Annotated in this window: 19 protein-coding genes; 8 read left to right on the top strand and 11 right to left on the bottom strand. The window is 72.2% G+C overall.

Annotated features, from left to right (window positions below):
• Window positions 1-193: 193 nt before the first annotated feature.
• From C2L58_RS20950 to C2L58_RS20940, 3 genes are all read left to right on the top strand, one after another.
• Window positions 194-1,303 carry a threonine synthase gene (locus tag C2L58_RS20950; RefSeq protein ID WP_103339285.1) on the top strand — a complete coding sequence of 370 codons (1,110 nt, stop codon included), beginning with the start codon at window positions 194-196 and terminating at the stop codon, window positions 1,301-1,303.
• Window positions 1,300-1,917: a helix-turn-helix transcriptional regulator gene (locus tag C2L58_RS20945; RefSeq protein ID WP_103339284.1), complete on the top strand. Its 618-nt coding sequence runs from the start codon at window positions 1,300-1,302 to the stop codon at window positions 1,915-1,917. Before C2L58_RS20950 ends, C2L58_RS20945 begins: the two co-directional genes overlap by 4 nt.
• A 117-nt stretch (window positions 1,918-2,034) precedes the next feature.
• Window positions 2,035-5,427 (top strand): DEAD/DEAH box helicase, encoded by a 3,393-nt coding sequence (locus C2L58_RS20940; RefSeq protein WP_233225825.1) that lies wholly within the window; start codon window positions 2,035-2,037, stop codon window positions 5,425-5,427.
• Between the two features lie 2 nt (window positions 5,428-5,429).
• Here C2L58_RS20940 and C2L58_RS20935 read toward each other — a convergent pair whose 3' ends face one another.
• Complete coding sequence (locus C2L58_RS20935) at window positions 5,430-6,335, bottom strand: glutaminase (RefSeq protein WP_103339282.1); 906 nt, start codon at window positions 6,333-6,335, stop codon at window positions 5,430-5,432.
• A 148-nt stretch (window positions 6,336-6,483) separates the two neighbouring features.
• On the opposite strand from C2L58_RS20935, the gene C2L58_RS20930 reads away from it, so the two are divergent.
• The 3 genes from C2L58_RS20930 to C2L58_RS20920 all read left to right on the top strand — a co-directional run bounded on the left by C2L58_RS20930 (window position 6,484) and on the right by C2L58_RS20920 (window position 11,842).
• Window positions 6,484-7,872, top strand: coding sequence for an amino acid permease (locus C2L58_RS20930; protein ID WP_103339281.1), 1,389 nt, complete (start codon window positions 6,484-6,486; stop codon window positions 7,870-7,872).
• A 31-nt stretch (window positions 7,873-7,903) separates the two neighbouring features.
• Entirely contained in the window at window positions 7,904-8,905 is a 1,002-nt protein-coding gene (locus C2L58_RS20925) for a LacI family DNA-binding transcriptional regulator (RefSeq protein WP_233225824.1), read from the top strand.
• A gap of 99 nt (window positions 8,906-9,004) precedes the next feature.
• Window positions 9,005-11,842, top strand: a complete 2,838-nt coding sequence (locus C2L58_RS20920; RefSeq protein WP_103339279.1) for a glycoside hydrolase family 2 TIM barrel-domain containing protein — start codon at window positions 9,005-9,007, stop codon at window positions 11,840-11,842.
• Window positions 11,843-11,878: 36 nt separating this feature from the next.
• Here C2L58_RS20920 and C2L58_RS20915 read toward each other — a convergent pair whose 3' ends face one another.
• Window positions 11,879-12,556: an NUDIX hydrolase gene (locus C2L58_RS20915; protein ID WP_103339278.1), complete on the bottom strand. Its 678-nt coding sequence runs from the start codon at window positions 12,554-12,556 to the stop codon at window positions 11,879-11,881.
• Between the two features lie 78 nt (window positions 12,557-12,634).
• Between C2L58_RS20915 and C2L58_RS20910 the strand changes: the two genes are divergently transcribed.
• Window positions 12,635-13,636 (top strand): SPFH domain-containing protein, encoded by a 1,002-nt coding sequence (locus C2L58_RS20910; RefSeq protein ID WP_103339277.1) that lies wholly within the window; start codon window positions 12,635-12,637, stop codon window positions 13,634-13,636.
• Window positions 13,633-14,502 (top strand): NAD(+)/NADH kinase, encoded by an 870-nt coding sequence (locus tag C2L58_RS20905; protein ID WP_103339276.1) that lies wholly within the window; start codon window positions 13,633-13,635, stop codon window positions 14,500-14,502. The genes C2L58_RS20910 and C2L58_RS20905 overlap by 4 nt, the downstream gene beginning before the upstream one ends.
• Window positions 14,503-14,572: 70 nt before the next feature.
• Here the strand turns inward: C2L58_RS20905 and C2L58_RS20900 are convergent, their stop codons facing one another.
• The 9 genes from C2L58_RS20900 to C2L58_RS20860 form a co-directional block, all read right to left on the bottom strand.
• On the bottom strand, window positions 14,573-16,798 hold the full coding sequence (locus C2L58_RS20900) for a glycoside hydrolase family 15 protein (RefSeq protein ID WP_103339275.1): 2,226 nt from the start codon (window positions 16,796-16,798) through the stop codon (window positions 14,573-14,575).
• Between the two features lie 299 nt (window positions 16,799-17,097).
• Window positions 17,098-17,793, bottom strand: coding sequence for a TetR/AcrR family transcriptional regulator (locus C2L58_RS20895; protein ID WP_103339274.1), 696 nt, complete (start codon window positions 17,791-17,793; stop codon window positions 17,098-17,100).
• 27 nt (window positions 17,794-17,820) lie between these two features.
• Window positions 17,821-18,930 carry a glycerate kinase gene (locus tag C2L58_RS20890; protein ID WP_103339273.1) on the bottom strand — a complete coding sequence of 370 codons (1,110 nt, stop codon included), beginning with the start codon at window positions 18,928-18,930 and terminating at the stop codon, window positions 17,821-17,823.
• Window positions 18,927-19,304: an allophanate hydrolase-related protein gene (locus C2L58_RS20885; protein ID WP_103339272.1), complete on the bottom strand. Its 378-nt coding sequence runs from the start codon at window positions 19,302-19,304 to the stop codon at window positions 18,927-18,929. The genes C2L58_RS20890 and C2L58_RS20885 overlap by 4 nt, the downstream gene beginning before the upstream one ends.
• A gap of 9 nt (window positions 19,305-19,313) precedes the next feature.
• Window positions 19,314-20,759, bottom strand: coding sequence for an NCS2 family permease (locus tag C2L58_RS20880; RefSeq protein WP_103339271.1), 1,446 nt, complete (start codon window positions 20,757-20,759; stop codon window positions 19,314-19,316).
• A 139-nt stretch (window positions 20,760-20,898) separates the two neighbouring features.
• Window positions 20,899-21,381 (bottom strand): nucleoside deaminase, encoded by a 483-nt coding sequence (locus C2L58_RS20875; RefSeq protein WP_103339270.1) that lies wholly within the window; start codon window positions 21,379-21,381, stop codon window positions 20,899-20,901.
• Complete coding sequence (gene pucD, locus C2L58_RS20870; protein WP_103339269.1) at window positions 21,378-23,675, bottom strand: xanthine dehydrogenase subunit D; 2,298 nt, start codon at window positions 23,673-23,675, stop codon at window positions 21,378-21,380. The genes C2L58_RS20875 and pucD overlap by 4 nt, the downstream gene beginning before the upstream one ends.
• Window positions 23,672-24,142, bottom strand: a complete 471-nt coding sequence (locus C2L58_RS20865) for a (2Fe-2S)-binding protein (protein ID WP_103339268.1) — start codon at window positions 24,140-24,142, stop codon at window positions 23,672-23,674. Before C2L58_RS20865 ends, pucD begins: the two co-directional genes overlap by 4 nt.
• A complete protein-coding gene (locus C2L58_RS20860; RefSeq protein WP_103339267.1) occupies window positions 24,133-25,002 on the bottom strand; it encodes an FAD binding domain-containing protein in 870 nt (289 codons plus the stop codon). The genes C2L58_RS20865 and C2L58_RS20860 overlap by 10 nt, the downstream gene beginning before the upstream one ends.
• Window positions 25,003-25,014: the final 12 nt, after the last annotated feature.

Raw genomic sequence — 25,014 nt, 5'->3', positions numbered from 1 at the left:
GCGCCCCACCGGGCACGACCGGCGGTATTCGGGCGGCCACCAGCGGTACGCCGCCGGGCGCGCGTGATCGAAATTTTCCACCACCGCGTTACAAGCTTTTCCTGAGAAGAAGCTGAAGACATTTCGCATACTCGGGAGTAGGTCTAGACAGTACGTCTAGACTTGGACTATTCGTCCAGATGAGGAGGTAGCGGTGGCGTACTGGTACACCGACGATCGGTCGGGGGCGCGCTACCCGGGGGATCCGCTGCGCTGGCGTGGCGACGACGGCGCCCCGCTCACCGTCGCCGCCGGGCCCGGTCTGCGCCCGGAAGACGTCGACACCGGCGTCCGCTCGCTCTGGCGCTACCGGGCCGCGCTGCCCGGCGATCTCCGCCCGGTGTCGCTCGGGGAAGGCTGCACCCCGCTCGTCCCGCAGCGGTGGGACGGCGCCGAGGTCCGGTTCAAGCTCGAGTGGTTCAGCCCGACCGGCAGCTTCAAGGACCGCGGCACCAGCGTCATGGTCTCCGCGCTGGCCGGGGCCGGGGTGCGCGAGCTGCTGGAGGACAGCTCCGGCAACGGCGGCTCGTCGGTGGCGGCCTACAGCGCCGCGGCCGGGATCGCGGCCACCGTCCTGGCCCCGGCGGGGACGTCGCCGGCGAAGGTGCTGCAGACCCGCGCGTACGGCGCGGCCGTCGAGCTGGTGCCGGGCACCCGCGACGACACGGCCGCCGAAGCCGTCCGCCGCTCCGACCGCACCACCTACGCCAGCCACAACTGGCACCCGTTCTTCCTGCAGGGCACCAAGACCCTCGCCTACGAGCTGTGGGAGGACCTCGGCTTCCGCGCGCCGGACGCCGTCGTCACGGTGGCCGGCGCGGGCAGCATCGTGCTGGGCTGCGACCTCGGGTTCGGGGAGCTGCTGGCCGCGGGGTCCATCGCGCGGCGCCCGCGCCTGCTCGTCGCGCAGCCGCGGAACTGTTCCCCTGTCGACGCGGCCTTCCACGACCGGGAGCCGCCGGGGTTCGCCCCGACCGTCGCCGAGGGGACGGCGATCCGCCGTCCGGTCCGGCTGCCCGAAGTCGTCGCGGCGATCCGGCGCTCGGGCGGCGACACCGCGGCGATCCCCGAAGACGCCATCGCCACGGCGGCCCGCCGCCTGGCTTCCCTCGGCCTCTACGCGGAGCCGACCAGCGCGACGGCCGCGGCGGCGATCGACGTCTTCCGCGCGCGGGGTGCCATCCGGCCCGGCGAGACCACGGTGGTCGTGCTCACCGGTTCCGGCCTGAAGGCGGCGGACAAGCTGCGGGAGCTGATCGGATGACCGAGGACGAGCTGCTGCTGCGCGAGGCCGAGAAGATCGCCCACGCCGTCGGCCGGATGTTCCCCGGCCTGTGCGAGGTGGTGCTGCACGACCTGCGCGACCCGGCCCACGCGGTGCGCGCGATCGAAGGCGGCCTGTCCGGCCGCGCGGCCGGCGACCCGGCGACCGAGCTGGGGCTGGCCCGCATCGCCGACCCGGCGTTCCCGGACGTGCTGCAGAACTACCCCAACCGCTTCCCGGACGGCAGGCCCGCGAAGAGCACGTCGATCGGCATCCGCAATGCGGCGGGCGAGTACGTCGCGGCCCTGTGCCTCAACCTCGACGTCTCCCTCCTCGGCTCGGCCGCCCACGCCCTGACCCGCCTGGCCGCCACCGACGAGCCGGCCCCGCTCGCCAAGTCCCTGCGCGCCCGGACGGTGGACGAGCTGCGCGCCCTGGTCGAGGACTACGCCACCGCGCGCGGCCACACCCCGCGCAGCCTGCCCGCGAGCGCGAAGAAGGACTTGGCGCGGTCGCTGAAGGAGCGGGGGTTCCTGGAGCTGAAGAACGCGGTGGCGGCGCTGACCGACCTGCTCGGGATCTCGCGGGCCAGCGTCTACAACTACCTGCGCTGAACTGAGCACACCGACAGGCGTCACCCGGTTGGTGACCCGCTGTGACGGTTATGGCGTACAGTGACTCCCGCCACAGAACTGAGGGGGCTCATGCAGGGGGACAATCGGGCGCAAACGGTGGAGTTCTGGCGTGCCGTCGAAACACTCAGCCCGGCCACCGCGCCCAAGCTCGACCGGCGCGGTGGCCCCGGCGCCGACCAGCTCGTGTTCGACCTCGACCCGCGGGAGCAGACTCCGTGGTCCGAAGGCCACCCACTCACGGCACGTCCGCTGCCGGCGACCCTGGCGTGGCAGTTCACGGTCTACGGCGGCCTGTACGAACTGACGGCGATCCACGACACGCTGGCGCGGGCGTTCGGCCACGACGCCACCCCTCCCGACGGACGCAGTTCCGGCCAGGCGGCCCTGTTCGCGTTCACGGTGGACGCCGCCGGCTTCCTGGTCGAGGGCTCCGCCGTCCTCTCCGCCTGCGCCTTCGCGCTGGGCCGGCTGAACCGGGAGGGTCCGGACGCCGACTGGCTGGGCGGGTTCGAAGCCGAAGAGCGCGGCTTCGCCGACGGCTTGGACCGGCTCGCACCGCCCTCCCGCGAAACCCGCGGCGGGGCCACGGCGGGCAAGATCGCGCACGCCCTGGGTGAACACGCGAAGGACGCGGCGCGCGAAGCGGCCGGAGCCGGGGCCAAGGCGACGGGTGCGGCGGTCACCACGGCCGCGGCCACCGCGGTCACCTCGCTGGCCGGCCCCCTCGTCGGCGGCATCGCCGGCGCGGTGGCCGGAACCTTCGCCGAGAAGCTGCTGACCCCGAAGAAGAAGACGGCCGAGCCGGGGGTCGCTCCCGGTGCCCGCACGCCGCGTTTCGAGCTCACCGCGGATGCGCTGCACGAGTTCACCGCGGAGCTGGCCGAGGCACTGGGCGTCACCGACGCGCTCGCTCCCCGCGGCATCCGCGTCCACTGTACGAAGGTGCGGGTGAGGGACACCGCCGACGCCGGTGACAGCACGTTCCTCAACAGCTTCCACGGAGCCGACCTCGCCAGGATCGCGAAGGCCGTGCGGGCCGGCGAAGTGGGCGCCGGCCTTCGCGGATTCCTTTCCGATGCCGGCGCGGTGCCGGTCGGCAACCGGGTCGACGTCCGCACCACACCCCGGGCCGTGCTCGCCGGGGTCGAACCCGCCCGGCTGCCACTCGGCCGCTGGCCCGGCGACCCGGCGCGGCCACTGGTGCTGAGCCAGCAGTTCGCGGTCGACCGGATCATGGCCGAGCTCGGCCCCGCCGATGGGCTGTTCGCCGTCAACGGCCCGCCCGGCACCGGCAAGACCACCTTGCTGCGGGACGTGATCGCCGCCGTCCTGGTCCAGCGTGCCCAGGCGCTCGCGGGGCTGTCCGCGCCCGCTGATGCGTTTTCCGACGAGCTCGAGCGGGTCAAGATCACCGAACGGTTCTCGGCGCCCGTCCGGGCCCTTTCGCCCGCCGTGACCGGCGCGGAGATCCTGGTGGCCACCTCCGGGAACAAGGCGGCCGCGAACGTCACGGCGGAGATTCCCGGCGTCGCGGCGGTCAGCGGCGCCGAAGACGCCGCGGTCGCCGTCGACTACTTCCGCGGGCTGGCCACGCACGTACTCGACAAGCCGGCGTGGGGCCTGCTCGCCGCCACGCTGGGCAACCGCAAGAACTGCGGCCAGTTCGCCCAGCGCTTCTGGTGGGGCCAGGAACCCGCGCGCCCGGGCGAGCCGGGCATCCCGGGCATGCAGCGGATCTTGCGAGCGGCCCGCGACGAGCCCGGCTCGGTGGACGACTGGGCGACGGCCGTCCGGCGTTTCCGCGACGCCGAGGCGACGAGCACGCGCCTGGCCGCCGAACGCGAGCAGGTCGCGCGGGCCCTGATGGATCGCCCTGTCCTGGAAAGCGGCCTGCGCGATGCCGAAGCGGGGTTGGCGAAGGTACAGCACCAGCAGGCGGCCTTGGGTCAGCGTGTCGCGGAAGCGCGGCGCGGACACGCCGCCGCCGCGGCCGCGCTGCAGCACGCCACGGCGGTCCACCGGGACCACCGCGCGGACAAGCCCGGGTTCTGGGTCTCGGTCTCGACGCTGTTCCGGGCCGGACGCGCGTGGCACGCCGAACACGATCGGCTCCGCCGTCAGCGTGACCACGCGGCGCAGGCGCTGGATCAGTGGTCGGCCGCGCTGGGCAAGCTGGCCGCGGAGGGTTCGGCCCTCGACGCGCGGCTCCGTGAGGGGGCCGGCCGGCTGGATCGGGCCCGGTTCGAGCTGGGCAAAGTCACCTCGTTCATCGCCACCGCGCACAGCCGCTGGCCCGGCCACGTCCCCGATCCCGCGGCATTCGCCGGCGACGACGCCTTCCAGCTGTGCGCGCCCTGGGCCGACCCGGAGTTCACCGCCGCCCGCAACCGGGTCACGCTCGAAGCGCTCCGGCTGCACAAGGCCTTCGTGCTGGGGGCGGGCGCGCCGATGCGCGACAACCTCACCACCGCCGCAGCGGTGCTCAGCGGAAATCCGAAGCTCCGGGGCGAAACGTTGCGCACGGTCTGGCAGACGCTGTTTCTCGTCGTGCCGGTCATTTCGACGACCTTCGCATCCCTTCCGCGGTTGTTCGGCCGGCTCGATCCCGAAGCGCTGGGGTGGCTGTTCATCGACGAAGCGGGGCAGGCCACGCCCCAGCAGACGGCCGGCGGTATCTGGCGGGCCCGGCGATCCGTGCTCGTCGGCGATCCACAGCAGCTGGAACCGATCGTGACGCTGCCGTCCACCGCGCAGGCAGCCCTGCTCAAGCGCTACCGGGTCGCCGAGGAATGGTTGCCGGACGCGACTTCGGCGCAGCGGGTGGCCGACCGGCTCAACCGGTTCGGCACCGCCCTGCCCGATCCGATCGGTGACGGATCGACCTGGGTGGGTGCACCGCTTCGCGTACACCGCCGGTGCGACCGGCTGATGTTCGAGATCTCCAACCGCATCGCCTACGGCGGCGAGCTCATGGTCTACGGCACGGCCGAACGTCCTCCCTACCTCGGCCGTGACGAGTGGATCGACGTCCCGGCGACCCGCTCCGAAGGGAATTGGGTACCGGCCGAAGGACACGAACTCGGGCTGCTGCTCGACGAGCTCGCCGCCCTCGGCATCGAACCCGGCGCCATCCGGGTGGTCAGCCCGTTCGTGAACGTGGTCCGAGGTGCTCAGCGCGTCGTCCGGCAGAAAGCCGGCCGCGGGCCGGCCGCGGTCGAGGTGGGCACGGTCCACACCGTGCAGGGGCAGGAAGCCGACGTGGTCGTGATCGTGCTCGGCAGTGACCCGGCCAAGGACGGCGCGCGCCGGTGGGCCGCGGCCAAGCCCAACCTGCTCAACGTCGCGGTGTCACGGGCGAAGCGCCGGCTCTACGTGATCGGTGACCGGCGCCGCTGGCAGGATCAGCGGTACTTCGACACGCTGGCCGCGGCCCTGCCCGTCCGGAACGGAATGGCCTCCGTCTCCCGTCCGGAGGACGGACTGCGCTGACTTCAGAAGATCGACCAGCCGGTCAGCGTCGTGAACCGGTCCAGGGCGGCGACGCCGGCGACGGAGTTGCCGCGCGCGTCCAGTCCCGGGCTCCACACGCAGACCGCGCACCGGCCCGGGACGATCGCGAGGATGCCGCCGCCCACGCCGCTCTTGCCCGGCAGGCCGACGCGGTAGGCGAACTCGCCCGCCGCGTCGTACGTGCCGCACGTCAGCATTACCGCGTTGATGCGCTTCGCCGCGCTCAGCTCGAGCAACCGCGAGCCGTCGTTGCGGACGCCGTGGCGGGCCAGGAACAACGCCGACCGGGCGACGTCGGCGCAGCTCATCGCGATCGAACACTGGCGGACGTACTGGTCCAGCACCGACGGCACCGGGTGGCGCATGTTGCCGTAGGAGGCCATGAAGTACGCGAGGGCGCGGTTGCGGTCGGCGTGTCCGGCCTCAGACGCCGCGACCTCGGGGTCCACCGCGATCTCCGCCCGGCCGCTCTCCTGCCGCAGGAAGGCGAGCAGCGCGTCCACCGCGTCACCCCGGCGGGCGAGTTCGTCGGTCACCACCAGCGCGCCGGCATTGATGAACGGGTTGCGCGGAATACCGTCCTCGTGTTCGAGCTGCACCAGCGAATTGAACGGATCCCCGGACGGTTCGCGGCCCACCCGCGCCCACACGCCGTCGCCGCGGGAAAGCGTCAGCGCGAGGGTGAACACTTTGGACATGCTCTGCACGGAGAACGGGTGCTCCCAGTCGCCGACGCCGTGCACCGCACCGTCCACTTCGGCCACCGCCATGCCGAACCGCCTCGGATCCACCCTGGCCAGCGCGGGAATGTAGTCCGCGACGGCGCCGCGGCCGACCTCGGGCGCGACGTCGTCGGCTATCCGGTCCAGCAGCGCCGCGAGGTCCACGGCCGTAGCGTAGAAGGCACGCCCGGCCGGGCGGCACGCACCCCGGGTCAAACCGGACCGGCAGATCCCACGGTGATCTCTCGCACACCTTAAGTCTTCCTTAGCCGGCTTGGTGACCCGCCGCACACCGCTCTAGCGTCCGATAATTATGGATTCCTCGCTGCTCACCGAAAACGGTGAAAGCTACTCGAAAGCGCTGGGCAACCGCCAAGTGCAGATGATCGCCATCGGCGGCGCGATCGGCGTCGGGCTGTTCCTCGGCGCCGGCGGCAAGCTCCACCAGGTCGGCCCGTCGCTGATCTTCTCCTACGCGATCTGCGGGGTGGCCGCCTACTTCGTGATGCGCGCGCTCGGCGAACTCGTCCTGCACGAGCCCAGCTCCGGCAGCTTCGTCACCTACGCGCGGAAGTTCATCGGGCCGTGGGCCGGCTTCGCCTCCGGCTGGATGTACTGGGTGAACTGGGCGATGACCGGGATCGCCGAGATCACCGCGGTCGCCATCTACGTCCACAAGTGGCTGCCGGACGTGCCGCAGTGGATCACCGCGCTGATCGCCCTGGGTGTCCTGCTGGCGGTGAATCTGCTGTCGGTCAAGGTGTTCGGCGAGCTGGAGTTCTGGTTCTCGGTGGTGAAAGTGCTGGCCATCGTCGTCTTCCTCGTCGTCGGCGTCGGTCTGGTCCTGACGAGCACCGGCATCGGCGGCACGCCCGCCGGCGTGTCCAACCTGACCGGACACAGTGGACTGTTCCCGGCCGGCATCGGCATCGCGCTGATGACGTTGCAGGCGGTCATCTTCGCCTACTCGGCCATCGAGGTCGTCGGCATCGCGGCCGGCGAAACGAAGGACGCGCGCAAGGTGCTGCCGAAGGCGATCAACGGCGTGGTCTGGCGGATCGGCGTGTTCTACGTCGGCTCGGTGCTGCTGCTGGCGATGCTGCTGCCGTGGCCGTTCTACAGCGGCGACGAGAGCCCGTTCGTCACCGTGTTCAGCCGGCTCGGCATCCCGGGCATCGGCGACGTGATGAACGCGGTGGTGCTGACCGCGGCGCTGTCCAGCGTCAACTCCGGCCTCTACTCGACCGGCCGGATCCTGCGTTCGCTGGCCGAAAAGGGCGAAGCGCCGTCGTTCGTCAGCCGGATGAGCAGCCGTCAGGTGCCCTACGGCGGCATCCTCTTCACGTCGGTGGCGTACGTGCTCGGCGTGGTGCTGAACTACCTGGTGCCGAAGGAGGCGTTCGACATCGCCATCGCGATCGCGTCCCTCGGCGTGATCAGCACCTGGGCGACGCTGATCTTCTGCCAGCTGCGGCTGCGCCAGGCCGCCCTGCGGGGCGAGCTGGAGCGCCCGTCGTACCGGATGCCGTGGGCGCCCTACAGCGGCTGGGCGACGCTCGCGTTCCTGGCCCTGGTCGTGGTGCTGATGGGCTTTTCGGACGGCGCCGAGAAGATCGCGTTTTGTTCGATCCCGGTGCTCGCGGTGGTCCTGGCGGTGGGCTGGCGCTTCGTGAAGCGCCGCGAACGCACCCCGCTGGGGTAGCGGCCGGGCCGTGGGCGGGCATACTCGACGGGTGTCTTCGAGCAGCACGGAACCCCGGCGGGTGACGATCCACGACGTCGCCCGCTCGGCCGGGGTTTCCCGGCAGACGGTGTCGCGGGCGCTGAACGACAAGGGCGAGATCGACGGCTCGACCAAGCAGCGCGTCCTCGACGCCGTCCGCGAGCTCGGGTACCGCCCCAGCCGCTTCGCCCGCGGCCTGGTCCGGCCGGACACCACCACGATCGGCCTCGTCGTGCCGGACCTGCTCAACCCCTTCTTCACCGAGGTCGCCTCCGGCGCGCTGGAGGCGGCCCGGGCCCGGGGCTGGCACGTCGTCGTCCACGACACCGCCGACGACCCCGAGCAGGAACTGGCCACGCTGCGGGTGATCGGCACCCAGGTCGACGCGGTCACCGGGTACTTCGGCCGGTCCGACGAGGACCTCGACCGCCTCACCGCCGGGATCCCGGTCGTCCTGATCGGCCGCGAGCCGCACACGCCGCGGTTCAGCGGCATCGGGATCGACGGGGAGGACGGCGTCCGCGAGGCCGTCGCCCACCTCGTCTCGCGCGGGCACCGGCGGATCGGCATGCTCGACGGCAACCCGGCCCCGAGCGTCCGCCGCCAGTGGTTCCTGCGCGCCGCCGCCGGGTGCGGGATCTCGGTGCGTCCGGGCTGGATCGCCGCCGGCGCCCAGACCGTCGACGGCGGCGGCGCCGCGCTCGCCGGCCTGCTCGCCACCCATCCCGACGTCACCGCGCTGTTCGCCTTCAACGACGTGATGGCCATCGGCGCCCTGCGCGAGGCCCGCCGGTTCGGCCTGCGCGTGCCCGCCGACCTCGCCGTGATCGGGTTCGACGGGCTCGCCCTCGGCACCCTGGTCGAACCGGAGCTCTCCAGCGTCGCCATCGACACGCGCGCGGTCGGCGCGCTGGCCGTCGAGCAGGCGGCCCGCCTGGTCACCGGCGCGACGCCGCTGGCACCCGCCGAGCTGGTCGTCCACGCCCGCCTCCACCTGCGCGAATCCGCCTGATCCCTTGACACCCGGTCCCACCCCGAAGCACACTTCGATGCGGTCCGTGAACGTTCACGGGAACGTTCTCGGGCGCCTGCCGGACGCGGAAAGGACCCCATGTCGTACCTCGAAGACCCCGGCCCCGGCCGCGGTTCGCTTCCGCCGCGCGCGGCCTTCACCTCCGACGCGCCCGCGCTGTCGCTGAACGGCACGTGGCGGTTCCGGCTGTCGCCGAGCCTCGCGGCCGCGCCGGCGGGGATCGAAGCCGGGGACTTCGACGACTCGGCGTGGGACGAGCTGCCGGTGCCGTCGCTGTGGCAGCTGCACGGCCACGGCCGCCCGGCCTACACGAACGTGCCCTACCCGTTCCCGGTCGACCCGCCGCACGTGCCGTCGGACAACCCGACCGGCGACCACCGGCTGCGGTTCGACCTGCCCGCCGGCTGGCCCGCCGGGGCCGCGGTGCTGCGCTTCGACGGCATCGACTCGTGCGGCCGGATCTGGCTCAACGGCACCGAGCTCGGCGTCACGCAGGGCAGCAGGCTGCCGTCGGAGTTCGAGGTCGGGCCGCTGCTGCGGCCGGCCGGGAACGTCCTCGTGGTGCGCGTGCACCAGTGGTCGGCGGGCAGCTACCTCGAAGACCAGGACATGTGGTGGCTCTCCGGCATCTTCCGCGCCGTCACCCTGATCGCCCGGCCGGCCGGCGGCATCGGCGACTACTGGGTCCGCGCGGACTACGACCACACCACCGGCCTGGGCACGGTCCGGGTCGAAACCGGCCCGGACGTCATGCTGGACATCCCCGAGCTGGGCGTCTCCGGGCACCCGGCGGGGGACGCGCTGGAGCTGCCGGTCGAGCCGTGGAGCGCCGAGACCCCGCGGCTGTACGAGGGCACGCTGGCCACCGCGGCCGAGCGGGTGCCGGTGCGGATCGGGTTCCGGACCGTGCACATCGAGGACGGGCAGCTCAAGGTCAACGGCCGCCCGCTGATGCTGCGCGGGGTGAACCGCCACGAGCACGACCCGCGCACCGGGCGCGTCGTGTCGCCGGAGACGGCGCTGGCCGACGTGCTGCTGATGAAGCGGCACAACGTCAACGCGGTCCGGACCAGCCACTACCCGCCCGACCCGGCGTTCCTCGAGCTGTGCGACACCTATGGCCTCTGGGTGATCGACGAGTGCGACCTGGAGACCCACGGCTTCGAGCCGCTGGGCTGGGCGGGCAACCCCAGCGCCGACCCGAGCTGGGCCGAGGCGTACCTCGACCGGATGCGGCGCACGGTGGAGCGGGACAAGAACCGGCCCAGCGTGATCCTCTGGTCGCTGGGCAACGAAAGCCACACCGGCGAGAACCTCGCGCGGATGGCCGAATGGGTGCGCCACCGCGACCCGACGCGGCCGGTGCACTACGAAGGCGACCACGACTGCGCCTACGTCGACGTGCACAGCCGGATGTACGCCACGCACGAGGACGTCGAGCGGATCGGCCGCCGGGAAGACGCCAACGGGCGTCGCCGGGACCTGCCGTTCCTGCAGTGCGAATACGGGCACGCGATGGGCAACGGCCCGGGCGGCCTGCTCGAGTACCGCGAGCTGTTCGAGCGGTACCCGAACTGCCAGGGCGGCTTCCTCTGGGAGTGGATCGACCACGGGCTCGCCGCCGAGGGGCACTTCGCCTACGGCGGGGACTTCGGCGAGCCGATCCACGACGGCAACTTCGTCATCGACGGCCTGGTCTTCCCCGATCGGACGCCGTCACCGGGGCTGGCCGAGTTCGCGAAGGTCGTCGAGCCGGTCCGGATCGAAGCGGACGCGACCGGGATCCGGGTGCGCAACCACTACGACTTCGTCGGCACCGGGCACCTCACGTTCACCTGGACGCTGGAGGACGAAGGAACCGTGGTCGCCCAAGGCGTCCTCGACGTGCCGGCCGTCCAATCCGGACAGAGCGCTTCGGTCCCGCTGCCCGGGCTGCCCGCGACGAGCGGCGAGTCGTGGTTGACCGTGTCGGCGTCGCTGACGTCGGCGACGGCGTGGGCGCCGGCCGGGCACGTGGTCGGCTGGGGGCAGCTGGCGGTGTCGGCGGCCCCCGCGGCGGCGCCGCTCCCCTCGCGCGGGCCGGTGTTCCGCACCGGCGGACGGCTGGTGCTGGGCGCCGGCGAGTTCGACCCGGTGACGGGCGGCTTGGCGGCCCTCGGCGGGCACGTCGTGGCCGGGCCGCGGCTCGACGTGTGGCGCGCGACGACCGACAACGACCGCGGCGCGTTCGCCGGGCGGCCGGTCGCCGACCAGTGGCGTGAAGCCGGGCTGCACCGGATGCAGCACCGGGTGATCACGGTCGACGCCGACGGCGAGGAACTGGTGGTGCGCACCCGGGTCGCCCCGCCGGCCCAGCCGTTCGGGCTGTTCGCCGACTACACGTGGACGGCGTTCGGCGACCGCCTGCGGCTGCGCGTCGAGGTGACCCCGGACGGCGAGTTCCCCGGCACGCTCCCCCGGCTCGGGCTGGCGATGGCGATCCCGGGCGCGCTCGGCTCGGCGGAGTGGTTCGGCGGCGGCCCGGGCGAGGCGTACCCGGACAGCCGCCAGGCGGCGCGGATCGGCCGGTTTTCCAGCAGCGTCGACGGTCTCCAGACGCCGTACGTCTTCCCGCAGGAGAACGGCAACCGGACGGCGGTCCGCTGGGCGTGTCTGACGGCCCCGGACGGCACGGGCATCCGGGTGGACGGCGAGCCGGTCTTCGACTTCACGGCCCGCCGCTGGACCGCGGCCGCGCTGGAGGCGGCCCGGCACACCGACGACCTGGTGCCGGGCGAGCAGGTGCACCTGACGCTGGACGTGGCGCAGCACGGGCTCGGGACGGCGTCGTGCGGGCCGGGGGTGCTGCCGGGGTACCGGCTGGTGCCGCAGAAGACGGAGTTCACGCTGTGGTTCCGGGCGGTGCCGGGCCGGTAGCGTCCGGTTCGGCCGGCCCACCTCGACGAGCCCGGCTCAGTTCCGCAACATCGGCGGGTACAGCACGTCCGCCTGCCCCCGCCGGTAAAGCCGGGCCGGGCGGCCGCCGTCGCGGGTGGTCGTTCGGCCCGTCGGTTTCAGGAGGCCCTCCGCTCCCGTCACCTTGCGGTGGAAGTTGCGGGGGTCGAGCCGGGTGTCCCAGACCAGTTCGTACACCCGGCGCAGCTCCGCGACGGTGAACTCCGGCGCGCAGAACGCCGTCGCCAGCGGGGAGTACTCCAGTTTCGCGCGGGCGCGCTCGACGCCGTCGGCCAGGATGCGGTCGTGGTCGAACGCCAAGCGCTCGGTGCGGAGTGCGCGCACCGGTGCCCAGCGGGCCTCCGCCGCGTCCGTGCCCGCGCGCGGCACCGGCAGGTCCGGCGCCAGCGCCAGGTACGCCACGGTCACCACCCGCATCCGCGGGTCGCGGTCCGGTGCGCCGTAGCCCGCCAGCTGTTCGATGTGGACGGTCCCCGGGGCCAGTCCCGTCTCCTCCGCCAGCTCGCGCCGGGCCGCGTCCGCCAGGTCCTCGTCCTCCCGGACGAACCCGCCGGGCAGCGCCCACTCGCCGAGGTACGGCTCCACGCCCCGGCGCACCAGCAGCGCGCACAGCTCGTCCCCGGTCAGGGTGAGCACGACGAGGTCCACGGTGACGGCGAACGGTGGGTGACCCATGCCACCCACCCTAATCGTCAGCTTGACGATTAGCGAGTCCACCCCATATCGTCACCACGACGATAAGAGGAGGACTTCATGGCCGACATCAACCGCCGGTTCGGGTTCCGGCACCTGCGCGGTGCGCCCACCGTCCACATCCGGCACTACCGCCGCGGCAAGCTCGCGCACGACGGCGTCGGGCTGTCGTTCTGGTACCGGCCGCTGACGGCGGTGGTCTCGGAAGTGCCGGTCGACGACCGCGAACTGCCGCTGCTGTTCCACGCCCGCACGGCCGACTTCCAGGACGTCACCGTCCAGCTCGCCCTCACCTTCCGGATCGAGGACCCGGCGCTCGCCGCGCAGCGCATCGACTTCTCCATCGACCCGGACACCGGCCGCTGGCGAAGTGATCCCCTGGGGCAGATCAGCGGGCTGCTCACCGAGAACGTCCAGCAGTACGCGGTCGAGGTGCTGACCCGCACGCCGCTCGAACAAGCCCTCGCCGACGGCGTCCGCGCGGTCCGCGACCGGATCCGCGCGGGCCTGGCCGAAGAGGACACCCGGCTCGCGCAGACCGGTTCGGCGGTGCTCGACGTCCGCGTCGTCGCGATCCGGGCCGAGCCCGAGGTCGAGAAGGCGCTCCAGACGACCGCGCGGGAGAAGGTGCAGCAGGAGGCCGACCGCGCGACCTTCGAGCGGCGCGCGCTCGCCGTCGAACGCGAACGCGCGATCAGCGAAAACGAGCTGCAGAGCCAGATCGAGCTGGCCCGCCGGGAGGAGCAGCTGCTCGCCCAGCGCGGCGCGAACGCCCGGCGCCAGGCCGAAGAAGCCTCGGCGGCGAACCGGATCGAGACGGAGGCGCAGGCTTCGCGCGAACAGCGGCTCACGCAGGTCAAGGCCGACGGCAAGCGGGCGCTCGGCGAGGCGGAAGCGGCGGGCGAGGCGGCCCGGCTGGCGGCGTACCGCGACCTGCCCGAGGGCGTGCTGACCGGGCTGGCGTTGAAGGAACTGGCCGGGAACCTGCCGCGGATCGACAGCTTGGTGCTCACCCCGGACCTGCTCACGCCCCTGCTGACGAAGCTGGGGGTCCGCTCGTGAGCCTCGCCCCGCGGGTCGTGCTCGTCCACCGCCGCACCGAGCTGGCCGAGCTCGTCGCCCGCCACGGCACCCGCGGCCAGGCCGAGTTCTTCCTGCGCACCCGCGGCCGCGACCTGTCCGAGGTCACCGCGGCGGATGCGGCCGTGCGCGCCGCCCTCGCCGCGGCGTCGGCGGCCATCCCGCTGGACTGGCGCCGCGGCGAGGTCGAACGCGCGGACCTCGACCGGTTCCTGTTCACCCCGGAGGACGTCGTCGTGGTGGTCGGGCAGGACGGCCTGATCGCCAACGTGGCCAAGTACCTCGACGGCCAGCCGGTGATCGGCGTCGCGCCCGGCGAGCCCGGTGTCCTGGTCAAGCACCCGGTCGAGGCGGTCGCGGACCTGGTGCGGTCGGCGAACGACGTCGAACACCGGACGATGGCCGAGCTCACCGCGGACGACGGCCAGCGGCTGCTCGCCCTCAACGAGATCTACCTCGGGCACGCCGGGCACCAGACCGCCCGCTACCGGCTGGGGGTCGGTGGCGGGCGGGCGGAACGCCAGGCGTCGTCGGGCATCCTGGTCGGGACGGGCACCGGGGCGACCGGCTGGTGCGGCTCGGTGTGGCGGGAACGCCGCAGCGGGCTGCCCCTGCCGGCCCCCGGGGAGGCCCGGCTGGTCTGGTTCGTGCGGGAGGCGTGGCCGTCGCCGTCGACCGGGACCACCTGCACCGAAGGCGACTTGACGCAGGCGCCGTTGACGGTCGAGGTCGAATCCGACCGCCTGGTCGCGTTCGGCGACGGGCTCGAAGCCGACACGGTCGCCCTCACCCGCGGCCAGACGGCGACCTTCGCCCCCGCGGCGAAGACCGTCCGCCTGGTGCGGTGACGGAACGGACGACACGCGTGCTTGAACGGACGACACGCGTGTCTGGAGGGACGACACGGCGAGGGGCGGGTCAGGTGCCGTAGCGGGTTTTGACGATCGAGGGCGTGTCGAGGTTGTGGCCCGCGTCCATGCTTTGTGCCAGCCGCAGGTACTGGCCCTCGGCCCACATCAGCGGGCCCGCGCTGCCGGTCGGCCGGCCGAGGCCGAAGCAGGCGACGTCCGCGCGGTCCCAGACCTGCTCGGGCACGAAGTAGCCGCCGTTGGCCGAGTCCGCCATCGACTTCAGGTACACGGCGGCCGAGCGGCCGTTGGCGAGTTCGTACTGCCCGCGCTCCCCCGACAGCACCGGCCACAGCCGCCCGAACCGCTGGGCGCCGCCGGCCGGCCAGCCCCCGCAGTTCGCCGTGCTCTCGCCGTAGTTGTCGTGCGGGTAGCGGTGGAAGTAGACGTCGCCGTTCGGCAGTGTCACCTGCATCGCCGAGTTGCCGTCCGAGGCGGCGGCCGTCGGCGCCACCGAGTTCGCGATCGTCGCGTCCCCGGCCGGGCGGATGCCGAGCCGCACCAGGTCGAGGAAGCCGAAGTCGGTGACGTCGTGTTCGTAGAAGCAGCCTTCGTCGAAGCAGATGGTCGCGGTGTCGTTCGGGTTGCCGGCGCGGTCGAGGCGCTCGTAGTAGGTGTGGCCACCCCAGTAGCCGGACGTCGTGACGGTCCAGCCGGCCAGGGAGTTCCGCCACGAGTCCGCGGTGGACTCCCACGTCGACGCGCTCGCCGTGTCACCGTTCGCCCGCGCGATGGCCCCGGCCGCGATCAGCCCGGCGATCTCCGCGGCCACCGAGGACGGCGACTTGCCGTACTGCTCCTCCCACCGCTCGGTGGTGTCCGGGCCGGTGGAGACGATGTGGTTCGCGGTCGTCTTGACCTTGGCGTAGGTCGGGGCGTCGGTGAGGCCGGTCAGCCAGGCCAGCAGGATCGCGTCGGCGTCCTGGTCCAGCTGTTCGCAGCAGCCGAGCTGCTGGGCGCTCGCCCCCGCAACGCCGGAGACCGGGCTGTAGCGCGGAAAAGACCCTGCCGGGTACGTCGTGCCGTCGCCGGCCGTGGGGCTGCCGATCCACTGCGCGTTCCAGAGGAACTGGGCCATCCGCTTGGCCTGCGCGGCGTCGCCCGCGGCCAGGAGCCCGGTGGCCTGCTGGTAGAGGTCACGGCCCCAGACGCGGTGGTAGCCGTCGTTGAGCTGGTCGCCGTTCGTGAAGTTGCCCCAGGGGGTGGCGAGCCCCGCGACGCTCGCACCCGGGTGCTGTTTGTCTTCGGCGGTCTTCAGGGCCATGGCCGCGACGTAGTAGGCGCGACGCCGTTGCGTGTCTCCGGAGACGCTGGCCGGGGCGGGCTTGAGGGAGTTCACGTAGGAGTTCCAGCCGCTGCGGTAGGAACTGGCCACGGCCGTGAAGCCGGTGCTCAGCGAGGCACTCGCGGTGGACGTGGCGGCCGCCGCCGTGTCGCCGTAGCCTTGTGCGACGGTGAAGGTCGTGTCGGTGCCTACCGGGATCTGTCCACACTGGACGACGTTGCCGGTGCCGGAGATCGTGTCGAACTGGTTGTTCAAGGTTTTGTCGGCGCGCAGGTCGACCAGGCAGTCGCTGGCCGCGCCGCTGTAGCCGTTGTCGTGTGCGGTGAAGCCGGTCGAGACGCGGAGGGCGGAGACGACCGTCGTTGCTGTACCGCCGAAGAGCGTCTCGGTTCCGGCGGCCATGAGGGCACCGGACGAGTCCCACCAGGCGTTGTCGTTCGCTCCGCCGCCCGCCATTGACGGGTTGGCCAGCAGGTAGAGGCGGTAGCTGCCGCCGTCGAGGGACTGGAAGCGGGTGTTCGTGAGGAGCGTTGCGCGGGCCGGGTCGGTGATGTAGTCCGTCGTGATGCGGTACTTGCCGCTCTTGGCCGTGTTCGTGATCGTGTACTGGAGGGCCTTCTCGTCGGGCATGGTCACGACGTGGTCGGTGGCGTCGCGCTCCAGGTCTACGAATGTTGCACCGTCGGTGACGACGAACTGGCGGTCCTGGGTGTTGGGGATGTCGGCTCGGGGGTAGAAGACTTCGGATGTTATGCCGTCGGCGACGGTGAACCAGACTGGGCTGTTCGGGCTTGTGGCGGTGCCCAGGGCGGATTTGTTGCCCGTTGACCAGGAGGCTCCGCTGCCGCAGCAGTCTGTTGCGGTGCCCGTCGCCTGGGCTGGGGTGGGGAGGGCTCCGGCTAGGAGGATTGCTGTTCCGGTGGCGGCCAGGAGTGCTTTCCAGCTGATCATCGGGCCCCTTTGACGGCTCTGTCGGGTTAATATGTTGTGGGCGGCAACATATTGGGCTGGTTTTGAGGTGGGGGCAATGTCTGATCGGACTGGATCGATTCTGTTGAGTGCTCTTGCGGTTGCTGGTCGCCGCCGCTGATGTCTGCGGGCCGAGGCTGCCGCTCTTCGCAACCCCGAAGCCGGATTGTGACTACGGCCTTCGGATCGGGGTTGCGGGGGGCCTGGGTTCCGAGGGGGGTGAGGTGCGTCGGAGGGGCGAGTTTTGCTGGGGCGGGGGCTGGTTCAGGCCTGGGGGTTGCCTACGCGTCCGCTATGCGGTCCAGCCACTCTGCCAGGAGGGTGCGCTCTGCCTTGGTCAGGGCCGTTGTGCCTTCGAGGCCTGCTCGTAGGGCGATTGCTCGCTCCGGTAGGTCTGAGCCCTGTGGCTCTGGTGTTCCGGTCAGGATGCGGGATAGCACCGTCTCGCGGGCCGTTTCCGACAGGTCGGGGTCGCGCTGGTCCTCTGGTGTTGCTATCTGGGTCAGGACGACGCCCATCCCCGCCGCGTGCGTCAACCTTGCCGCTCGCTCGACACTCACCCGGAGGCGGCCCGCCGCCGCTACCCTCTCGATGATGGCTCGCAACATCGCCTCCGCTTCGCGGGCGGCCGGCGATGTGCGGCCCGGGCGGGCGTCTCCGTACATCAGCACGTAGAACTCCGGGCGGGACAGCCCGAATTCCTGGTGCAAGTCCCAGCCTCGGCGGAGGTCCTCCACCGGGTCGCCCGTTGAGCCCATTGCGCGCTTGCTCTTCGAGTACTCGTCGAAGCCGTACGCCGCGACCGCGTCGAGCAGGCCGTCCTTGTCTCCGAACAACCGGTACAACGCTGGGGGCTGGACGCCCGCCGCCGCGCTGACCGCTCGGGTTGACAGACCGTCGCGGCCCTCCGCCGCCAGGAGGGCCGCCGCCGCTTCGAGGATGCGGATGCGGGTGTCCAGCGCCGTCTTCGTTGCCATGGTTACGATGGTAACAAATCTTGGGTATCAGTTGTTCGCTCCGGGTGGCGGGCAGTGGTCGAGCGCCACTCGGTGGGCGAGACGACGCAACAGCGGTGCCGCCTCCGCCATGCAGCGTGCCGGGTCCGGCTCCAGGTCCGTCAGCGCGTACGCGGCCGAGATGCCCGCGTTCCCGAGCTGGACCGCAGACAGCCGGCAGCGGCCGGATACCGCGATGCAGGGGATGCCCCGGGCTGCCGCGGCCCGGGCCACTCCCGCCGGGGCCTTGCCGGAGAGCGTCTGGTTGTCCAGCGATCCCTCGCCCGTGATCACCAGTGCGGTGCCGGCCAGGGCCGCGTCGAAGCCGAGGAGGTCGAGGAGCAGCTCGATGCCGGGCCGCATGCGGGCTCCCAGCAGGGCCATTGCCGCATAGCCCACTCCCCCGGCCGCTCCGGCACCCGGGTGGGATGCGAACTCCGGACCTGCGATCGATGCCCAGTGCCGCAGCGCCGCGTCCAGGGCTGCGACGTCGGCGGGGGATGCGCCCTTCTGCGGGCCGTACACCGCCGCGGCGCCGCGCGGTCCGTACAGGGGGTTGTCCACGTCGCTCGCCAGTTCGATGTCCACTTCGGACAGGCGGGGCACCTCCAGTGAGGCGAGGCGGGACAGGGCCGCACCGCCTGGTGGGAGGTCGCGTCCGCCCTCGTCGAGGAGGCGGGCGCCGAGCGCCGTCAGCATGCCCGCGCCGCCGTCGGTGCAGGCGCTGCCGCCGACGCCCAGGACAATCCGGCGGCAGCCGGCCTGGATGGCCGCCGCGATGACGTCGCCGGTTCCCGCGCTGGTCGCCGTGAGCGGCTGGGGTGGGCCGGGCAGCAAGTGCAGGCCGGATGCCTCCGCCAGCTCGACCACCGCGGTGTCCCCGCGCACCGCGTAGGACGCCGTCACCGGCGCCCCCGTCGGCCCTCGCGCCGGGACCCGCACCCGCTCGTACCCGGCGGCGACGGCTGCGTCGACCGTGCCCTCGCCGCCGTCGGCCACCGGGAGGGTGCGGACCAGCGCCGCCGGGTGGACGTCGGCCAGGCCCGCGGCCACCGCCGACGCCACCTCGGCCGCGGTCAGCGACCCCTTGAACTTGTCCGGGGCGACCAGGACCTTCACGCGCTCGCCTTGAACGCCCGCCAGTCGCCGATTTCGGTGATGTCGCGCAGGGCCACGTGCGAGGTGTACGGCCGCCGCAGCAGCATCGCGAACGCCGAACTTCCGTCGGCCAGCTCCACTACCCCCAGCTCCAGCTCGTGCGGCTCGGACGGGAGCACCTTGTCGCGCAAGGCGTCCAGCGAGACGTCGTAGACCTCGCCGGTGACCGGCGCGCCGCCGTGCGACACCGGGTACAGCGCCGGGCACTGGTCGCCGACCGCGTAGAACCGGTACTTCGGCGCGGTCTTCGCCGTCGTCACGAACGGCGAACCCGCCAAGAGGTGGTGCAGTGGCTCGCCGCGCATGGCGCCGCCGTTGAAGAACATCAAGGCCACGAGAACTCCTTAGCGGAAGAGGGCTTCGACGCCGTCGACGGCGAAGTACACCGCGAACACCAGCGCCAGCAGGGACAGCAGCCAACCGGCCTCGCGCCACTTGCCGCGGCCGATCTTGATCAGCACGAACGCGATCAGGCCGGCGCCGACGCCGTTGGTGATCGAGTAGGTGAACGGGATCAGCGCGGCCGTCAAGAACACCGGGATCGTGTAGTCCGGGTCGTGCCACGGGATGTTCCGGCACTGCGCGACCATCATGCCGCCGATGACCACCAGCGCGGGCGCCGCCGCCTGGGCGGGGACCACCCCGGCGAGCGGTGTGAACAGCAGCGTCCCGGCGAACAGCAGTCCGGTGACGACGCTCGCCAGCCCGGTCCGCGCGCCCTCCCCGACGCCGGCCGCCGATTCCAGGAACACCGTGTTCGGCGACGAACCCGTGACGCCGCCCGCGATCGCGCCCGCGCCGTCGACCAGCAGGATCCGGCCCATCCGCGGGACTTTGCCGTTTTTCGACAACCCGGCTTCGTCCGAGACGCTGGTGATCGTGCCCATGGCGTCGAAGAACCCGGAGAGCACCAGCGTGAACAGGAAGACCGTGGCCGCGAGCGCCCCGGCCGACGCGAAGCCGCCGAACAGGTCGATGTGGCCGAAGAGCCCGAAGTCGGGTGCCGCGACGACGTGGTCGGGCAAGGCGGGGGTGGTGAGACCCCAGCCGCCGACGCCGAACCCCTGGTGCAGCACCACGGCGAACACGGTCGCCACCCCGATGCTGATCAGCACCGCGCCCGGGACCTTGCGGGCCATCAGCACGACCATCAGCAGCAGGCCGAAGCAGAACACGACGATCGGCCAGCCGTGCAGGTGCCCGCTCGCCCCGAGGCGCACCGGGACCGTGGTCTGCGCCGCGTCCGGCATCCGGGTCACGAACCCGGCGCTGACCAGGCCGACCAGGGCGATGTAGAGCCCGATCCCGACGGTGATCGCCATTTTGAGCGGCCTGGGGATGGCGTTCATGATCCGCTCGCGGACGCCGCTGACCGCCATCAGCACGATGCACACGCCTTCGAGCACGACCAGCCCGAACGCCTGCGCCCAGGTCATCGACGGCGCCATCTGGAAGGCGACGATGCCGTTGATGCCCAGGCCGGCGGCGAGCGCGAGGGGCGCGTTGCCGATCAGTCCCATGAGGACGGTCATCACCGCGGCGGCCAGCGCGGTCGCCGTCGTCACCTGGGCGGCCGAGAGCCGGGCGCCGGTGATGTCGGCGGAGGCGCCGAGGATGAGCGGGTTCAACAGCACGATGTAGGCCATCGCGACGAACGTCGTGACGCCGCCGCGGACTTCGCGGCCGATCGTGCTCTGCCGGGCCCGCAGCTCGAAGAGCTTCTCGAGCAGCGAACGGCGTTGCGGAGGTGCTTCGGGTACTGCGGGGGCTTCGATCTCGGTCTGGGTCATGCGTCCTGCCCTTGCCGGTGGGTGTGCTCGGCCAGGCCGAGGCACAACGCCGTGCCTGGGCGAGCGGGACGTTCGATTCGGTTGTGCTCCGGTCAGCTGGCCTTGTGGGTCAGTAAGCGGTGGGTCAGTAAGCGGTGGGTCAGTAGTCGGTGCGGTCGCTCTTGTCGAGCCAAGCCGCGAACGGCGCGAAACCGTCCTTTGCGGACAGTCGCGTCACGGGAACGGTCCACGTGTCACGAGGACGGTCGAAGAGTTCGTAGAAGGCGCGGTCGTCGAAGCCGGCCTTGGCCGCGTCGTCGCGGTCGGCGGCGAAGAGGACCTTGTCCACCCGGGCCCACAGCGCCGAGGACAGGCACATCGGGCACGGCTCGCAGCTGGAGACGAGCACGCAGCCGTCCAGCTTGAACGTGCCCAGCTCCTGGCAGGCCGCGCGGATCGCGACCACCTCTGCGTGCGCGGTCGGGTCGAGGTTCGCGGTGACGCGGTTGACGCCGGTCGAGACGACCTCGCCGTCCTGCACGATCAGCGCGCCGAAGGGGCCGCCGCCGCTCGCGACGTTGCGCGTGGCGATCCGGATGGCCTGGTCGAGCCATTCCTGCTCGACGGACAGCGATGTGGTCATGGTCGAACTCCGGTGATGTGCTCGGGGCGGATGGGGACGCGCGGCAGCTCGAGGCCGGTGGCCGCGCGGATGGCGTTGGCGATCGCGGGCGTCGCGGAGATCGTGGGCGGTTCGCCGACGCCGCGGACGCCGTAGGGCGCGTGCGGGTCGGGTCGTTCGAGGACGTCGACGCGCATCGGCGGCATGTCGAGGATGGTCGGGATGAGGTAGTCGGTGAACGACGGGTTCCGCACCTTCCCGTCCTCGACCAGGATCTCCTCCATCACGGCGAGGCCGAGGCCCTGCGCGGAGCCGCCCTGGATCTGGGCGACGACGGCGTCGGGGTTCATCGCCTTGCCGACGTCCTGGGCGCAGTCGAGCTGCACCACCTTGACCAGGCCGAGGTCGAGGTCGACGTCGACCACCGCGCGGTGGGCCGAGAAGCCGTACTGCACGTGGGCGTCGCCCTGGCCGGTTTCGGGGTCGAGCGGGTAGGTCGGGCGGTGGTGGAACTCGCGGGTCTCCTCGATCGCCGTGTCGCCGAGCAGCTCGGCCAGGTCGGCGACGACTTCACCGTCGGCCGCGACCACCTTCCCGCCGGTGAGGGACATGCCCTCGGAGGAGACACCGAGCCGGGCGCAGACCGCGTCGGCGACCGCGCGGCAGGCGTTGCGGACCGCACCGCCGGTGACGTAGGTCTGCCGCGACGCCGAACTGGAGCCGGCGTCGCCGACGCTCGTGTCGGCCGGGTGCACGCTGACCCGCGTCACGCCCAGCTCGGTGCGGGCGATCTGCTGCTGCAGCGTCACCAGGCCCTGGCCGACCTCGGCCGCCGCGGTGTGGACCATCGCCACCGGCTCGCCCCCGAGCACCTCCAGGCGGACCCGGGCGGTCGAGTAGTCGTCGAGGCCTTCGGCGTAGGAGATGTTCTTGATCGTCACGCCGTAGCCGACCCCGCGGACGACGCCTTCGCCGTGGGTGGTGTTGGACGCGCCGCCCGGCAGCTCGCGGATGTCCCGGTCACCGGTGGGCTCCGGCGGGAGGGGCAGGTCGCGCACCCGCTGCACCAGCTCCGCCACCGGCGCCGGGAAGTCGACCACCTGGCCGGTGACCACCGTGGACCCTTCGCTCAGCGCGTTGCGGATCCGCAGCTCCGCCGGGTCCATGCCCAAAGCGGCCGCGAGCTTGTCCATTTGGGACTCGTACGCGTAGGTCGGCTGGACCGCGCCGAGGCCACGCATCGCGCCGCAGGTCGGGTTGTTGGTGTAGACGCCCCAGCCCTCGATGTGCGCGTTCGGGACGTCGTAGGGGCCGACGCTCAGCGTGGTGCCGTTGCCGACCACGACCGGCGTCTTGGAGGCATACGCGCCGCCGTCGAAGTACAGCTTCGCGCGGACGTAGACGAGCTTGCCGTCGCGGGTGGCGCCGTGCTCGTAGTACATCTTGGCCGGGTGGCGGTGGACGTGCCCGAAGAACGACTCCAGGCGGTTGTAGCTCATCTTCACCGGGCGGCCGGTGCGCAGGGCCAGCATGCACGAGTGGATCTGCATGGACAGGTCTTCGCGGCCGCCGAACGCCCCGCCGACCCCCGAGAGGGTCAGCCGGACCTTGTCGAGGGGCAGGCCGAGGGCCTTGGCCGTCTGGCGCTGGTCGACGTGCAGCCACTGGGTGGCCAGGTAGAGGTCGACGCCGCCGTCCTCGGCCGGCACCGCGAGCCCGGACTCGGGGCCGAGGAACGCCTGGTCCTGCATGCCGATCTCGTACACGCCGGACACGACCACCTCCGCGGTCGCCGTCGGGTCGCCCTTGACGATCCGCTGGTGGCGGACGAGGTTCCCGCCCGGGTGCAGCTTCGGCAGGGTGTCGTCGTGTGCGGCCCGCTCCGGGTCGGTGATCGGCTCGAGGACGTCGTACTCGACGACGATCTCCTTGAGCGCCTGCCGCGCGATCTCCGGGTGGTCGGCGGCCAGGATCGCGATCGGCTCGCCCTGGTAGCGGACCAGGTCCTCGGCCAGCGCCGGGGTGTCCTGGTACTTCAGGCCGTAGACGTTCTCGCCCGGTACGTCCTCGTGGGTCAGGACCGCGTGCACGCCGGGCTGGGCGAGTGCGCGGGAGACGTCGAGGCGGACGATCCGGGCGTGCGGGTGCGGGCTGCGCAGGGTCGCGCCCCACAGCATGTCCTCGTGCCACAGGTCCGAGGAGTAGGCGAACTCGCCGCGGACCTTGAGCGTGCCGTCCGGGCGCAGCGGGCTCTCGCCGATGCCGCCGGCGATCGTGTCGTGCAGCGCCTGCGGGGAGCGGGCCGGGGCGCTCATCGGACGGCCTTCTTCGCGGCCGCGTCACGGACGGCGTCGAGGATCTTCTCGTACCCGGTGCACCGGCAGAGGTTGCCGGCGAGGGCCTCGCGGATCTCGACGTCGCTGGGGTCGGGGACGCGCTCGATCAGGTCGTGCGCGGCGACCAGCAGGCCGGGCGTGCAGAAGCCGCACTGGACGGCGCCGCGCTCGACGAACGCCTCCTGCACCGGGTCGAGGGCGTCCCCGTCGGCCAGCCCCTCGACCGTGACGACCTCGCGGCCCTCGGCCTGGCCGGCCGCGACCAGGCACGCGCAGACCGGGACGCCGTCGACGTAGACCGTGCACGAGCCGCATTCGCCCTGCTCGCAGGCGTTCTTGGCGCCCGGCAAGCCGAGCCGCTCGCGCAGCACGTAGAGGAGGCTTTCGCCTTCCCAGACGTTGTCCGCCCGGCGGCGCTCGCCGTTGACGGTGACGTTCACGCGCACTTCGCGCTCCCTTCGCAGTATTCGCTCCAGGCCCAGGTCAACGTGCGCCGCGCCATCACGCTCAACGCGTGACGCCGGTAGGCCGCACTCCCCCGGACGTCGTCGATCGGCGAGGCGGCCGACGCGACCAGTTCGCCGAAGCGGCGTTTCACGGAGTCGGTCAGCGCCCGGGGCGAGTCCCAGTCCAGCTCGCCGGCCAGGAACTCCTCGGCGTCGAGGGCCCGGCGCGGGGTCGGCGCGGCCGAGCCGACGCCGGTGCCGACCCGCTTTTCCGAGGGGTGCAGGGCCAGGCCGAAGGCGGCCACGGCGATGACCATGGCGTTGCGGGTGCCGATCTTGCTGAACTGCTGCGGCCCGGTGGCCGGGGCCAGCAGCACCGCCGTGATCAGCTCGTCCGGCTTCAGGACGTTCCGCTTGACGCCGGTGTAGAAGTCCTTCGCCGCGACCACCCGGGTGCCGCGGATCGACGCGATCTCGACGTCGGCGTCCGCGGCCAGCAGGGCCGGGTGCGAGTCCCCCGCGGGCGAGGCGGCGCCGAGGTTGCCGCCCACCGAGCCGCGGTTGCGGATCTGCGGAGAGCCGACGGTCCGCGCGGCCATCGCCAGACCGGGCAGCTGCGTGCCCAGCTCGGTGATGATCCGGGCGTAGGGCACGGCCGCGCCGATCCGGATCCGGCCGCCGTCGGTGCCGTGCTCGTGCAGCTCGGCGACGCGGCCGAGGTCGAGGAGCGACTCCGGGCGGCGGTGGTCGAAGTTGAGCTCGACCATCACGTCCGTGCCGCCGGCGATCGGGACCGCACCGGGGTTCGCGGCCTTCGCGGCGAGCGCGTCGGCCAGCGAGGCGGGTCGGAGGAATTCCACTGTGGACGTCCT

It is taken from the genome of Amycolatopsis sp. CA-126428, assembly GCF_002904335.1.
GTDB lineage: Bacteria > Actinomycetota > Actinomycetes > Mycobacteriales > Pseudonocardiaceae > Amycolatopsis.
This window is presented reverse-complemented; position numbering and strand designations above follow the sequence as displayed.

Coding starts and splice junctions, on each gene's coding strand:
- C2L58_RS20910 (WP_103339277.1), top strand. CDS start 12,635: ATGGCCGACATCAACCGCCGGTTCGGGTTCCGGCACCTGCGCGGTGCG.
- C2L58_RS20915 (WP_103339278.1), bottom strand. CDS start 12,556: ATGGGTCACCCACCGTTCGCCGTCACCGTGGACCTCGTCGTGCTCACC.
- pucD (WP_103339269.1), bottom strand. CDS start 23,675: ATGAGCGCCCCGGCCCGCTCCCCGCAGGCGCTGCACGACACGATCGCC.
- C2L58_RS20895 (WP_103339274.1), bottom strand. CDS start 17,793: ATGGCAACGAAGACGGCGCTGGACACCCGCATCCGCATCCTCGAAGCG.
- C2L58_RS20930 (WP_103339281.1), top strand. CDS start 6,484: ATGGATTCCTCGCTGCTCACCGAAAACGGTGAAAGCTACTCGAAAGCG.
- C2L58_RS20875 (WP_103339270.1), bottom strand. CDS start 21,381: ATGACCACATCGCTGTCCGTCGAGCAGGAATGGCTCGACCAGGCCATC.
- C2L58_RS20945 (WP_103339284.1), top strand. CDS start 1,300: ATGACCGAGGACGAGCTGCTGCTGCGCGAGGCCGAGAAGATCGCCCAC.
- C2L58_RS20880 (WP_103339271.1), bottom strand. CDS start 20,759: ATGACCCAGACCGAGATCGAAGCCCCCGCAGTACCCGAAGCACCTCCG.
- C2L58_RS20920 (WP_103339279.1), top strand. CDS start 9,005: ATGTCGTACCTCGAAGACCCCGGCCCCGGCCGCGGTTCGCTTCCGCCG.
- C2L58_RS20900 (WP_103339275.1), bottom strand. CDS start 16,798: ATGATCAGCTGGAAAGCACTCCTGGCCGCCACCGGAACAGCAATCCTC.